Raw genomic sequence first — 13,955 nt, 5'->3', positions numbered from 1 at the left:
TCGATGTTCGAGCCCATCGCCATCGTCGGCCGCGCCTGCGTGCTGCCCGGCGCGTTGAGCCCGGCCGCGCTCTGGGACGCGGTCGTCAACGCACGCGACCTCGTCACGCGCGTGCCGGCGGATCGCTGGCGCCTCGCGCCCGAGCACGCGTTGTGCGCGCCCGATGCGCCGCGCCCGGATCGCGCGTGGTCCGATCGCGGCGGCTACGTCGAAGGCTTCGAGGCGATCTGGAATCCCGACGGGTTCGCGGTTGCGGCGGCCGAACTCGAGGGACTCGACCCGCTCGTGCACTGGACGCTGCATTGCGCACGCGAAGCGCTGCGCGAAACGCGTGCGGCCGGTCGCGTCGGCGCGATCTTCGGCAATCTCGGTTTTCCGACCGCGAGCATGGCCGCGTTCTGCGAACAGGTGTGGACGGGCGAGGGCCACGTCGATCCGCGCAACCGCTTCATGAGCGGCGGCACCGCGGCGATGCTCGAACGCGCGCTCGCGCTCGACGTCGGAAGCTTCTGCCTCGACGCCGCGTGCGCATCGTCGCTGTACGCGATCAAGCTCGCGTGCGACGCGCTGCACGATCGCAGCGCCGACACGATGCTCGCGGGCGCCGTGCAGCGCGCCGACGATCTCTTTCTCCACATTGGCTTTTGTGCGCTCGGCGCGCTGAGCAAGTCCGGGCGCTCGCGGCCGTTTCATCGCGACGCCGACGGACTGGTGCCGGCCGAAGGCGCGGCGTTTCTGGCGTTGAAGCGCCTGGCCGACGCGCGCCGCGACGGCGACACGATCCACGGTGTGATCCGCGGCGTCGGCCTCTCGAACGACGGCCGCGGCAAAGGGTTTCTCGCGCCGAGCGAAGAAGGGCAGCGGCGCGCGATCGACGCGGCGTATGCGATGGCGGGCATCGCGCCGACGCAGGTGTCGCTGCTCGAATGCCACGCGACGGGCACGCCGGTCGGCGACGCCACGGAGCTGCGCAGCAGCGCGCACGTGTTCGCGCAGGCGCAAGGATTGCCGATCGGCTCGCTCAAATCGAACCTCGGTCACCTCATCACCGTCGCGGGCGCGGCGGGTCTGATCAAGCTGCTCGAAGCGATGCGCGCCGGCGTGCGTCCGCCGACCTTGCATTGCGACGATCCGAATCCGGCCGTGCGCGACACGCCGTTCCGGTTGTTGCGCGACGCCGAGCCTTGGACCCACGACGGCCCGCGCGTCGCGGCGATCTCCGCGTTCGGCTTCGGCGGCAACAACGCGCATCTGATCGTTTCGGAAGACGACGCCGGCATCGCTTGCGAGCGCGTCGCTGCCGTCGCGGTTCCGGTCGCGATCGTCGGCATCGGCGCGAAGATCGCCGATGCGCCCGATCGCGCCGCGTTTGCGCGCGCGCTGTTCGACGGCCGCGCACCGCGCGATAGCGGCATCGATTCAGGCGCTCGCGCGCCGCGCGAGCGCCGCATGGACGCGTTCGAACTCGACATGGACGGTCTGCGTTTTCCGCCGCGCGATCTCGAACAGGCGCTGCCGCAGCAACTGGCGCTGCTCGCGGCCGCCCGCGAAGCGCTCGCGGAGACGACGCCACTGCCGCGCGAACGCAGCGCGGCGCTGATCGGCATCGAGCCCGACCCGGAAGTCGCGCGTCACGGCGCGCGCTGGCGGCTGACCAACGGTCGCGACGACGATTGGGCGTCACGCACACGCGCCGCGCTGGTGCCGGCGCTCGAAGCCGCCGCGGTGCTCGGATCGATGCCGAACATTCCGGCCAATCGGCTGAACTCGCAGTTCGACCTCGGCGGCCCGTCGTTCACGCTGCAGGCCGGCGCCGCGTCGGGTACGCACGCGCTGCGCGTCGCGGCGCGCGCGCTCGCGCGCGGCGAGCTCGACGCGGCGATCGTCGGCGCGGTCGATTTCGGCTGCGAGGCGGTACACCGCGCGGCGAGCGCGGAAGCGCCCGGCGACGCGGCGGTCGCCTTGGTGCTGAAGCGGCTCGAAGACGCGCAGCGCGACGGCGATCGCGTCTATGCCTTGGTCGACGATGCGTTCGTCGATGCGACATCCGAGGCGCCGCCGTCGCGACTGACGGCGCTGCTGCGAGCGCGCTTCGGCGACGCGCAGGCTGCTTTTGGACTAGTGGAAACGGCCGCCGCCGCGCTCGCGCTGCATCATCGGCGCGATGTCGACGGCGAACCGTGGCTCAGCGCCGAGCCGCGCCGCGCGGCGAATCTCGTCGAAGCCTCGGCGCATCCGCGCCGTGCCGAACACGAAGTCGCGCGGCTGCACGGTTTCGCGGGCGCCGACAAGGCTGCGGTGATCGACGCGTTGAAGCAGGATCGTCGCGGCCTCGACGGCCCGGCGCGCTGCGTGCTCGTCGCTACCGACGCGACGCTCGACGCGGTTCGCGCGCGCGCGATCGCGCACCTGGAAACCGGTGCGCCCGCCGGCCGCGGCGTGTTCTTCCGCGCACGGCCGATCGGCGGCGAGATCGCGTTCGCGTTTGCCGGCGCGGGCGCGTCGTATCGCGGCATGGGCCGCGACCTGCTGCTGCACCTGCCGCAACTGCACGAGCGTCTGCGCACGCGCAGCCGGCGTCTCGCGACCGCGCTGGCGTGGTCGTTCGCGGCGGACGACGCGACACCGGGCGTCTTCGATCAGCTGTGCGGTTCGTCGGCGCTGTCGCAACTGCATCTGGCGTTGAGCGAAGGCCTGCTCGGCCTCGAAGCCGACGCCTGGCTCGGCTACTCGTCGGGCGAGACGAACGCGCTGATCGCGGCGGGCGTCTGGAACGATCCCGACGCGCTGATGGCCGACATGGAATCGTCGGGGTTGCTCGAACGCGAGCTCGCCGGGCGCTTCGATCTCCTGGCGCGCACGTGGGGCGAACCCGCCGCGTGGGAATGCTGGACCGTCGCCGCACCGCTGGCCGAGGTGCGCCGCGCGCTAGCGGACCTCGATCGCGTGCATATCGCGATCATCAACGACGACGCGAGCTGCCTCATCGCGGGCGACGCCGTCCAGTGCGCCCGCGTGGTCGAACGGATCGGCGCGGCGCGCTGCCTGCACCTCGACTATTCGCTGGTGGTGCACGTGCCCGAACTGCGCGGCGCCGAGCGCGCGTGGCTGGCCGTACATCGCCGCGCGACGTCGGCGCCGCGCCGCGGACGCATCTACGGCACCGCCAGCGGCCGGCCGTATGCGCCGGACAGCGAGGCCTGCGCGCAGGCGATCCTCGCGCAGGCGGTCGACACGATCGACATTCGTGCACTCGTGGACAATGCGTGGAACGACGGCGTGCGCGTCTTCGTCGAGCACGGACCGGGCGGCACCTTCGGCCGCGCGATCCGTCACGTGCTCGGCGCGCGCGAGGCGCTCGTGGTGAGCCTCGACCGCCAGGGCCACGGCATCGAGACCGTGCTCGGCGCGACCGCGGCGCTGCTCGCCGCCGGCGTGGCGGTGGATCACGCGGCGCTCGAAGCCGCGCTCGCGCCGGTGCCGCGCGTCGAGGCGAAGCGTCCGCGCCGCTTCGATGCGCACCCGCCGCCGGTGCGCCTGCCGCCGCGCGAGGAACCGTTGCAGACGATGGCGCCGGCGCCGCGGCTGCCGGCGATTCTTGCGGCCACGGTTCTCGAACGCACGATCGTCGAAAGCACGATCGTCAAAAGCACGATCCCCGAACGCACGATGCGCGAGCCCGCCGTCGCGGCGCTGCCGGTCGCGGCGCCCGCGCTCGCCGCACCGCCGCCGATGCGTGCGGCGCATCCCGCGCTCGAAGGCATCCGCGCCGAGCTCGCGCGACTCGCCGCCGCGCAACAGGCGCTCACGCAAGCGCAGACCGGCGCGCACGCGCAGTATCTCGCGCTGCAGGCCAAGGCGACCGACGTGCTGTTACGTGCCGGACGACACGGCGCGAACCCGCTCGCGATGCCGTCGCCGTCATCTCCGCCGCGAGCGACGCCCGCGGTGCGTTTCACGCGCGAAGATCTCATGGTTCACGCCGACGGCAACATCTCGGCGATCTTCGGCGCGCCGTTCGCCGCGCAGGACGGCTTCCAGCGTCAGGTGCGCATGCCGCGTCCGCCGCTGCTGCTCGCCGACCGCGTGACCGCGCTCGACGCCGAGCCGATGAGCATGGGCAAGGGCTCGATCACCACGCAGACCGACGTCGGCGCCGAGCCCTGGTACCTGCACCAGGGCCGCATGCCGGGCGGCGTGATGGTGGAGGCGGGGCAGGCCGACCTGATGCTGATCTCGTATCTCGGCGTCGATGCGCTGAACCAGGGCGAGCGCGTCTACCGGCTGCTCGGCTGCGAGCTGACCTATCACGGCGAGCTGCCGCGCGCGGGCGAGACGATCACGTTCGACATCCATCTCGACGGCCACGCGGCGCAAGGCGACGTGCGCCTGATGTTCTTCCACTACGACTGCATGAACGGCAGCCGCAAGCAGCTGACGGTCAGAAACGGGCAGGCCGGATTCTTCACCGACGCGGAGCTTGCGGGCTCCGCGGGTTGCCTGTGGACGCCGCAGGGTCAGGAGATCGTCGCGAATCCGCGCCTGGATCCGCCGCGCGCGACGAGCGAGCGCACGCGCTTCGATCGCGCCGCGCTCGAGGCGTTCGCGAGCGGCGACACGCACGCGTGTTTCGGCGCCGGCTTCGAGCTCGCGCGCACGCATACGCGCAGCCCGCGAGTCCAGTCCGGGGACATGCTGCTGCTCGACCGGGTGACCGCGTGCGAACCGCGCGGCGGTCCGTGGGGACGCGGGTACCTCAAGGCCGAACTCGACATCGATCCGTTGCGCTGGTTCTTCGACGGGCATTTCAAGAACGATCCGTGCATGCCCGGCACGCTGATGCTCGAAGGGTGCCTGCAGGCGCTCGCGTTCCATCTCGCCGCTTGCGGCTACACGCTCGAGCACGACGGCGCGCGCTTCGAACCGGTGCCAGAACTCGCCTACAAGCTGCAGTGCCGCGGCCAGGTGATTCCAAGTTCGAAGTTGTTGGTGACCGAGGTGTTCGTCGAGGAGATCGAGGCGGGACCGGTGCCGACGATCTGGGCCGACCTGCTGTGCACGGTCGACGGATTGAAGGCGTTCCACGCGCGGCGCCTTGCGCTGCGCCTGGTGCCGGATTTTCCAGAAGTGAATAGTGAGGGCCTCCTCGCGTCGGCGCTCGGCCGTCCGTCGCGCGCGTTCGGACCGATGTACGAACGCTTCGACGGCACGCTGCGCGCGCCGCGCCTGCCGGCACCGCCGTATCTGTGCATGAGCCGCATCGCGCGCGTCGACGGTACGCAAGGGCAGATGCGCAGCGGCGCGCGTGTCGTGGCCGAATACGACGTGCCGCGCGATGCCTGGTATCTCGATGCCGCCGGCGTCGTGCCGTTCGCGGTGCTGCAGGAGGCCGCGCTGCAGCCGTGCGGGTGGTTGTCGAGCTGGGCCGGCTGCGCGCTGGCCAGCGACGAGGAACTGCGCTTTCGCAACCTCGACGGCCGCGGCACGCAGCATTCGGAACTGCGCGGCGGCGAGACGCTCGCCACCGAGGCGACGCTGACGTCGGTCTCGGCATCGGGCGGCATGATCATCGTCGCGTTCGACGTGCGCTGCGCGGTCGGCGCGCGCGAGGTCTACACGCTGAAGACGGTGTTCGGATTCTTCCCGCGCGCCGCGCTCGCGGCGCAAGCCGGGCTGCCGCGCAGCGAGCGGCACGAGGCGCTGCTGCGCCGCGAACCGAACGCCGCGCGCGCGCTCGACGAAACCTCGATGCTGCGCATGATCGACCGCGTCGACGGCGTCTGGCCCGAGGCGATTCGCGCGCGCAAGCGCGTCGATGCCGGCGAGTGGTTCTTCAAGGCGCACTTCTTCCAGGATCCCGTGCAGCCCGGCTCGCTCGGCGTGCAGGCGATGCTGCAGGCGCTGGAGCAGTGGTGCACGACGCGCGATGCGCCGGCGGGCGTCGCGGCGCCGCTGCTCGGACGCGAGCACACGTGGAAATATCGCGGGCAGGTGCTGCCGCATCACGGCGAGGTCGCGATCACGCTGCAGGTGACCGAACAGGGCGCCGACTACGCCGTCGCCGACGCGAGCCTGTGGGTCGACGGCGAACGGATCTACGAGGCGAACGGAATCGGCGTGCGTCTGCGCGATCGGCACTGAGCGCGTGTGGCGGCACGAGCGCTGCGCCCGATGTTTCACCGAATCGGGGCAGGCCCGCCTTCAGCAATCAGATCGCGGATCTCACTCGAACCCGCTTTCGAACAGCGTATCGGCGCAGACGTCCACGACGGTGCCGAACACGGTGTTCTGGGTCGCGCCGCAATATGTGTAGAACGTGCCGCCGTCGTAGGCGCTCAGCGACGTGGCGCCGGCGACTTCATGGTAATTGTGGAACGATGAATTGCCTACGATATGGTGGATCCCGCCGGTGGTGCGGAACGAACCGTGGTTGTAGAAGACGGCGCCGTTGGTCATTCTGAAGATCTCCTGCGACGTCCAGATGGAACCGGGGTAGGTGGTGACCGTGCCGCCCTCGCTGACGAAATGGTAGCTGCTGCTGAAAAGACCCAGGTCGATATCGACGAGGCCGACCGTAATCGTGCCGGTATTGGTCATTTCCACGTCGTTGAGCAGGATGCCGTTGTTGTCGATCGTGCCGTGGTTGATCAGCGTGGAAGATCCGTTGAGCACGTTCTTGAGGAAGCCGTTGTTGGTGATGTGACCGTCGTTGGTCAGCGTGCTGAGCGCATTTTCCAGCGTGGCATTGCGCGTGACGACCAGGCTGCCGCCGGGATGGATCGTGAAGGGCGCCCAGTTTTTGTACGTCGCGCCGCTGGAATCTTCGCCCAGCACCAGCTCGCCGCCGACCTCCACGGTGCCTGAGTTGCTGAAAATGCAACCGACGCAGATTTCCAGCCGGCCCGTTTCGGCGATCACCAGGGTGCCGCCGGCATTGACCTGCGCGCCCGCCCGCGGGGGCGCGGTCGTGACGGTCACCGTGTGTGCGGCGCGGATCACGGCGTCTTCGGTCGACCCCGGCACGGCGCCGCCCCAGGTCGCGGGATCGGCCCAGTCGCCGCTCTGTACGGACGCCGCGGCGTGAACGAGCGGCGGCATGGCGACGATCGGGAGCACGATGAAAATGGTTTGGGACAGGCGGTTGCGCATGGGTAGTCGGGCCGGGTGCGGGACGGGAGGGACAGCTGCATCGCTCAAACGACGTTTGCCGGCGATGTGCGACACTGCGCTTCCGTTCGCGCCGCGGAGACCCTCGCCATGTCGAATGCGACCGTTGCCGACGTCAACGGCCAGCCGCTCTCTTATCGCGTGCACGGCGCCGGCAAGCCGCTGATCCTGCTGCACGGCGGCATCAACCCGGACAGCTTCGGCGGCAATCTCGCCGAACTGGCCAAGCACCGGCAGGTGATCGCCGTGCACCTGCAGGCGCACGGGTACACGCCGGACAGCGACCGGCCGCTGCGCGTCGAAACGCTCGGCGACGACGTCGCCGCGCTGATCGGCCATCTGAACCTCGGCAAGGCCGACGTCATGGGCTACTCGTTCGGTGCCAGCGTCGCGCTGCAGACGGCCATCCGCCATCCCGATGCCGTCGACCGCCTCGTGCTCGTGGCCGCGCGCATGCGACAGGACGGCGCGTACCCCGAGGTCGTGGCCGCCTTCGAACAGCTCGAGGCCAACGCGGCGGTGTACGGCCCGGGCGTCAAGGCATCGCCGCTGGGGCAGGCGTATCCCGATGTCGACTGGACGAATCTCTTCCGCAAGCTCGGCGAGCTGACCCGGCAGCCCTTCGACTGGAGCGCCGATGTCGCCGGGATTCAGGCGCGCACGCTGCTGATCTACGCCGACGCCGACTGCATCCGTCCCGAACACATGGTCGAGTTCTGGAAGGCGCTGGGCGGCGGCTGGCGCGATGCCGGGCTCGACGGCTCGCTGCGGCCCGCGAACCAGTTCGCCATCGTGCCGAACACGACCCACCACACGCTCGCCGTCGAGCCGATGCTGCCGACGATCGTCGAGCGCTTTCTCGCGGCTGAATAAGAAGCAGGTGTTTCAACGGCCGGGAAGGTCCTTCCCGGCGCCGTAGACGCGATTCGCCCGGTTCCGTTCGAACCCGTTGCGGAAGAGCAGGTCGCCGACGGCGCGGAAAGACGCGTCCGGGGCCGCGCCGTTACGGCGAGACGAAGCGGCACTGCGCCGCGTCGGGCGCCGATGCGACACAGGCCTTCTGCACGGCCGCGGCGTCGGGCTTGCGCGCGCCGTCGAGCCACGCCTCGAGCGCGGCGAGCGCGCTGCGGTAGGTCGCATCCTTCAACCGGCTGTGCTCGTTCTCGTCGGTCGCGACCTGGGCGAGCAGCGCGCCGCGGCCGGCGGCCTCGACCACGGCCGCGTAGTCGGCGTCGGCGTCGGGCGAGACGACCGGGTCGTGCAGCGCATGCACGGTCAGCGTCGGCCGCACGATCAGGCCCGAAAGATCCGCGTCGTAGGCGAGCTCCGCGAGTGCCTGCGGATCGGCGGCGAAGCGCTCGATGCCGGCGTTCAACGCGCGGTCGTCGCGCGAGCCGCGGTAGCGCGTGTGCGTGTTGTCGAACGGATTGCGTCCGCCGAGGCGCTTGCCCACGAGATCGCGGAAATGGAACGTGCCCCAGGCGAGGTGGCCGAGCAGTTCGCGCTCTTCGACGCCGCTGACGGCGAGGATGTCGCGCAGCCGCGCCGCCTGCTCGGGCGTGCGCTCGGCCGGCGGCGAATCGAGCCCGGTGCACGCCTGCACGCGGCGGCGCAGTTCCTCGCGATTCATGCGCGATCCGGCCGGCAGCCCCTGCCACAGCGGATACGCCGGTTCGTCCGGCGCAGGATGGTTGCGGCAGTAGAACTGCCAGATCGCGCGCAGGTCGGCGCGGAAGCCGTAGGCGCGCGTGCCGCCGTACAGCACGCCGTTGGTCACGAGCACGCCGTCGTAGTTCGCGCGGCCGTCGGCGTCGAGCGCATAGAGCTCGGCCGTCTTGGCCGCCACGTTGCCGCCCCACGACTGACCGTGCAGCAGCGTGCGCTCGGGCCGGCCCCACCGCGCCCAGAACAGGCGGCGGCTCTCGTCGACGCCGGCCGCGGCCATGCGCACGCCGTAGCCACCGCGCCGGTAGGTCGACCCGATCCAGGCGTAGCCGCTTTCGACCATCACCGCGAAACGCGCGAGGTCTTCGGCCGAATCGCCGGCCTGCGGCTCGCCCAGGCGCGGCCCGCCGTGCGCGTGGACGACGAGCCGCTTGTTCCACTGGCGCGGCATCGCGGCGAGCAGCCACGCGCCGTGTCCGTCGGGCGCGCTGAAGCAGTCGGCGAACGGCGCGACCGCCGCGGGACAGGCGACGGCCGAAAAAGCCGTCGCCTCGGGCGCCTTGTCCGCCGCCCGCGCCGCCGAAGCGGCCAGCAGCGCCGCGAGCACGCATCCGATCGTCTTTCCGCGCATTCCCAAGCCTCCGTCAGAACGTCTTGCTGACGCTCACGTACCAGTAGCGACCCCAGGGATTGTGCAGCGAGCCGCGATAGCCGCCGTCGGCCAGCGCCGGGCCCTCGTCGGTGACGTCGCGCACGCCCACGCGCACCGTGGTCTCGTTGTAGAAACGATACTGCCCGAAGAGGTTCGTGATGAGCCGGTCGTCGACCTTGAACGGTACGCCCGATTCGCTGAGGAGCTGCGCCTGTTCGAAGCTGCTCATGTACTGCGACGAGATGCCGGCGCGCCAGGGGCCGCGGCTCCAGGTCAAAGAACCGCTCGCGCGCCAGCGCGGCCGCCCGTTCTGGCCGATCAGCTGCGTCGGGTCGGGCAGGGGCGTGCCGGCGTCGATCGTGCCGGCCGCGCGCGCGGCGTAGAGCGCGGCGACGACGGGGCCCGGGTCGCGCGTGAACTCGAGCAGTTTGGTCGCGTTGAGGTCGACGCTGAAGTTGCCGAAGCGCGTACCGCGCAGCACCCAGTTCAGGCCGAAGTCGAGGCCGCCCGCGGTCTGCGGCTGCAGGTTGATGAAGCGGTCGGAGACCGAGATGGCCTGGCCGACCGGATCGATGCCGGTGCCGGCGAACAGCGCGATGTCCTCGGCGGTCGGCGCCGCGCGTACGACCAGCGGGTTCGCGCCGCCGCCGACGCGGTTCAGATAGTCGAGCGTCAGCGCCGTCTGCGCGCCGAGCAGGCCCACGATCTGCTCCTGCTCGATGCGCCAGCGGTCGGCGGTCAGCGTGATGCGGCCGTATTCCTCGGGCACGAAGCCCGGCTGGAAGACGAAGCCGAACGACGTGCTCTTGCTCTCTTCGGGCTCGAGGTCCGGATTGCCGGCGACGAGCAGCGACACGCCCGACGTGGTCTGCGTGCAGTCGGCGAACGAAGCGATGCGGCCGGCGCGCAGGTCGGCCTCGCAGCGAACGTGGTCGACGCCGTTGGCGAGGCGCGAGTACTGCGTCGCATGGGTCTGTTCGAGGTTCGGCGCGCGGAAGCCTTCGGAATACGAGCCGCGCAGGCGCAAACCGTCGACGAGGTCCCAGGCGAGCGCGATCTTCGGCTTGGCCACCGAGCCGAAGTCGGAATAGTGCTCGTAGCGTGCGGCGAGCTGCATGTCGAGGCGGTGCACCAGCGGCACGTCCATCGCCGGCGCCACCAGCGGCAGCGCGAATTCGACATAGCCCGAACCGACCGTGCGCGAGCCTTCGGTGTCCGGATTCGGGCTGACCGCCGCGACGTTGCTGAGGTTCGTGGCGCCGGTCACGCTGTCGGTGAACGTGTAGGTGCCGTCGACGTTCGCGTCGCGGTCGTCGCTCTGGGTCTCGCGCCGCGCCTCGACGCCGAACGCGATGCCGGCCGATCCGGCCGGCAGCTCGAACAGGTCGGCGCGGTTCATGCGGAAGTCGGCCATGCTCAGCGTCGTGCGCGACGTGCGCACGAGATCGAACACGATCGCATCGATCGCCGCCGCCGAACTCGGCGAGCAGTCGCCGTAGGACGGCGTGCCGGCGCAGCCGCCGCTGAACGGGTTGTACGCGTCGGGCGTGGACAGCGCGAGCTGGCGCTGCAGCGCGGTCATGTTGACGTTCGGCGAGCGGTCCTCGGCCTCGGCCTCGGAATAGACCAGCGCCGATTCCCAGTCGAAGCCGCCCCAGGTGCCGCGCAGGCCGCCGACGAAGCGCGACTGGTAGTTCTCCACGCGCACGTTCTGGAAGCCCGCGTCGACGTAGCGGTAGTTCGACATCTGCACCGGCAGGCCTTCGTTCGGCACGCCGGTGAGGTTCGGCAGGCGGTTCGGGTTCGGCGTGCCGTCGGCGAACGCGACCGGGCCGAACGGGTTCCAGTAGTTGCCGGCCGGAATCCAGATGCTGTTGAGATTGACGACGGCCGGCTGCACCGCCTCGCTGACCGCGCGGTAGTAGCCGAGCTCGCCGAACGCCTCGATCGCGGGCGTCAGTTCGTAGTGGCCGGTGAGGTAGGTGTTGATGCGCTCGACCGAGGGCCGCACCGTGGTGCCGACGCGCGTGTCGAAGCGCATGTCGCGGTGCGTCGTGTTGAAGTTGTGGTTGCCGCTGGCGAGGCACAGGCCGTCGCCGAACGCGACGCCGCAGCCGCCGAAGCTGTCGGGCTGCACGTGGAACGTGCCGGCGCTGGCGGTGACGGCCGTGCCGCCGGAACGGATCACCGGCCGCGCGCCGACCGTCAGCCGCGCCCACGGCGTGTTCGAGGCGCGGCCGTCGAGGCTCGCGAGTCCCGCGTAGCCGGGCTCGTCGGCGAACAGCGGACGCAGGTCGTCGCTCGCGGTGTAGTCCTGGTCGGCGGCCCACAGCGCGCTGCGGTCGACGTAGTTCAGGAATACCGACACGTTGCCGCGCTCCCCGGTCTTCCCGGCGAGCACGTTGGTCTCGAACTCGTTCATGCGCGTGCCTTCGGCGGTGCCGTAGCGCGTGCTGAGCGTGACGCCGTCGAAATCTTCCTGCAGCACGGTGTTGACCACGCCGGCGACGGCGTCGGCGCCGTAGATCGCGGCCGCGCCGTCGAGCAGGATTTCGAGCCGCTCCAGCCCGCTGACCGGAATCGCGTTGGAATTGAAGCTCTGCACCGGCACGGTGCCGGTGTCGGACGTGCCCTGGCTGGTCGGATGCTGCACGAGGCGCCGACCGTTGAGCAGCACCAGCGTGTTGCCGACGCCGAGCGAGCGCAGGTTGACCGAGTTCACGTCGCCGCGCGCGGCGTTGCTGGTCTGCGGGTTGTTCGACGCGTCGAACAGCACGTCGCCCATCTGCGGGATGAAACGGAACAGCTCGTCCCCGGACACGGCCGCGGCGGCGTCGATCTGCTCCTGCCCGACGACGACGACGGGCAGGGCGGCCGTGGTCTGCGCGCCTTTGATGTGCGTGCCGACGACGACGATTTCCTCGATGCGGACCGCGTCTTCCGGCGCCGCGGTTTTCGGCGGCGCGTCGGTCGGCGCGGCCTCGGCGGCCGGCGCGGTCTGCGCGCGGGCGGGCAGTGCGGCGGCCCATAGCGCGGCGGCGACGGCGCCGGCCAGCAGTGTCGGACGATGAATCTGGCGCATGGTGTTTCCTCCCCTTGAATATGGTGCTGCGGCTCGAATGGCCGCTGTCAGTCGGCGGCAAGAACGCCCGGATCGCCGGGGCCGGCCGCGGTGTCTGGCGCGGCGGCGATGGGGCGCGGCCGGGCGTCGAGCGCGCGTGCCAGCGCGTCGCGGTCGAGTTCGCCCTCCCAGCGTGCGACGACGACCGTGGCCACGGCGTTGCCGATGAAATTGGTCAGCGAGCGGCATTCGCTCATGAAGCGGTCGACACCGAGGATCAGTGCCATGCCGGCCACCGGCACGTCCGGCACGACCGCGAGCGTGGCCGCGAGCGTGACGAAACCGGCGCCGGTCACGCCCGCCGCGCCCTTGGAGCTGAGCATCGCGACCAGCAGCAGCGCGATCTGGTTGCCGAGCGTCAGCGGCGTGTCGGTGGCCTGCGCGATGAACAGTGCCGCCAGCGTCATGTAGATGTTCGTCCCGTCGAGGTTGAACGAATACCCGGTCGGCACGACGAGCCCGACGACGGACCTGCCGCAGCCGGCGCGTTCCATCTTTTCCATCAGCGACGGCAGCGCCGACTCGGACGAGGACGTGCCGAGCACGAGCAGCAGTTCGGCCTTGAGGTAGCGGATCAGCTTGAGCACCGAGAAGCCGGCGATCCGCGCGACGGCGCCGAGCACGACGAGTACGAACAGCAGCGAGGTCAGGTAGAACGAGCCGACGAGCCAGGCGAGGTTGGTCAGCACGTCGAGGCCGTATTTGCCGATCGTGAACGCGATCGCGCCGAACGCGCCGACGGGCGCCGCGCGCATGAGCAGGTGCACGAGGCGGAACACCGGCGCGGTCAGCGTATCGAGCAGCGCGACGACGGGCCGGCCGCGTTCGCCGCACTGCGCCAGCGCGATGCCGAACAGCACGGCGACGAACAGCACCTGCAGGATGTTGTCGCCGACGAGCGCGCCGAGCAGCGTGCGCGGAATGACGTCGAGCACGAAGCCGGTGAGGCTCAGCTCGTGCGACTTGTTGACGTAGTCGCGGACGGCGCCCTGGTCGAGGTCCGCCACGTTCGCGTGCATGCCGGCGCCGGGCTGCACCACGTGCGCGACGACGAGGCCGACGACGAGCGCGAGCGTCGAGAAGAACAGGAAGTACGCCATCGCCTTCAGGAACACGCGGCCGACGCGGTGCAGCTGCGGCATGCCGGCGATGCCGTTGACGATGGTCAGGAAGATCACCGGCGCGATGATCATCTTCACGAGCTTGATGAACGCATCGCCGAGCGGCTTCATCGCCTCGCCCCAGGCCGGCTCGAAGTGGCCGAGCAGCACGCCCAGCACGATGGCGGCCAGCACCTGCACGTAGAGGTGGCGGTAGAAAGGCAGCGGCGCGGCGGCGTCGTACATTGCG

General features: G+C 70.6%; 6 protein-coding genes. 2 read left to right on the top strand and 4 right to left on the bottom strand.

All coding sequences use genetic code 11. The features are described 5' to 3' along the window. Positions 1-3 precede the first annotated feature (3 nt). A complete protein-coding gene (locus OD750_RS10140; RefSeq protein ID WP_263545317.1) occupies positions 4-6,141 on the top strand; it encodes a beta-ketoacyl synthase N-terminal-like domain-containing protein in 6,138 nt (2,045 codons plus the stop codon). Positions 6,142-6,222: 81 nt separating this feature from the next. Here the strand turns inward: OD750_RS10140 and OD750_RS10135 are convergent, their stop codons facing one another. Next, on the bottom strand, positions 6,223-7,149 hold the full coding sequence (locus tag OD750_RS10135; RefSeq protein ID WP_263545316.1) for a G8 domain-containing protein: 927 nt from the start codon (positions 7,147-7,149) through the stop codon (positions 6,223-6,225). A gap of 108 nt (positions 7,150-7,257) precedes the next feature. On the opposite strand from OD750_RS10135, the gene OD750_RS10130 reads away from it, so the two are divergent. Then, positions 7,258-8,040 (top strand): alpha/beta fold hydrolase, encoded by a 783-nt coding sequence (locus OD750_RS10130; protein WP_263545315.1) that lies wholly within the window; start codon positions 7,258-7,260, stop codon positions 8,038-8,040. A gap of 130 nt (positions 8,041-8,170) precedes the next feature. Here OD750_RS10130 and OD750_RS10125 read toward each other — a convergent pair whose 3' ends face one another. From OD750_RS10125 to OD750_RS10115, 3 genes are read right to left on the bottom strand one after another with little or no spacing between them, the layout of a single operon-like run. Next, on the bottom strand, positions 8,171-9,463 hold the full coding sequence (locus tag OD750_RS10125; RefSeq protein ID WP_263545314.1) for an alpha/beta hydrolase: 1,293 nt from the start codon (positions 9,461-9,463) through the stop codon (positions 8,171-8,173). Between the two features lie 13 nt (positions 9,464-9,476). Then, the gene (locus tag OD750_RS10120) at positions 9,477-12,566 is read right to left on the bottom strand and encodes a TonB-dependent receptor domain-containing protein (protein ID WP_263545313.1); all 3,090 of its coding nucleotides are present in this window, start codon (positions 12,564-12,566) and stop codon (positions 9,477-9,479) included. Positions 12,567-12,613: 47 nt separating this feature from the next. Next, positions 12,614-13,951, bottom strand: a complete 1,338-nt coding sequence (locus tag OD750_RS10115) for a dicarboxylate/amino acid:cation symporter (RefSeq protein WP_263545312.1) — start codon at positions 13,949-13,951, stop codon at positions 12,614-12,616. Between the last annotated feature and the right edge of the window lie 4 nt (positions 13,952-13,955).

Origin of the sequence: Tahibacter soli, assembly GCF_025717065.2 — a bacterium.
Classification (GTDB): Bacteria; Pseudomonadota; Gammaproteobacteria; order Xanthomonadales; family Rhodanobacteraceae; genus Tahibacter; species Tahibacter soli.
This window is presented reverse-complemented; position numbering and strand designations above follow the sequence as displayed.

Coding starts and splice junctions, on each gene's coding strand:
- OD750_RS10120 (WP_263545313.1), bottom strand. CDS start 12,566: ATGCGCCAGATTCATCGTCCGACACTGCTGGCCGGCGCCGTCGCCGCC.
- OD750_RS10125 (WP_263545314.1), bottom strand. CDS start 9,463: ATGCGCGGAAAGACGATCGGATGCGTGCTCGCGGCGCTGCTGGCCGCT.
- OD750_RS10135 (WP_263545316.1), bottom strand. CDS start 7,149: ATGCGCAACCGCCTGTCCCAAACCATTTTCATCGTGCTCCCGATCGTC.
- OD750_RS10115 (WP_263545312.1), bottom strand. CDS start 13,951: ATGTACGACGCCGCCGCGCCGCTGCCTTTCTACCGCCACCTCTACGTG.
- OD750_RS10140 (WP_263545317.1), top strand. CDS start 4: ATGTTCGAGCCCATCGCCATCGTCGGCCGCGCCTGCGTGCTGCCCGGC.
- OD750_RS10130 (WP_263545315.1), top strand. CDS start 7,258: ATGTCGAATGCGACCGTTGCCGACGTCAACGGCCAGCCGCTCTCTTAT.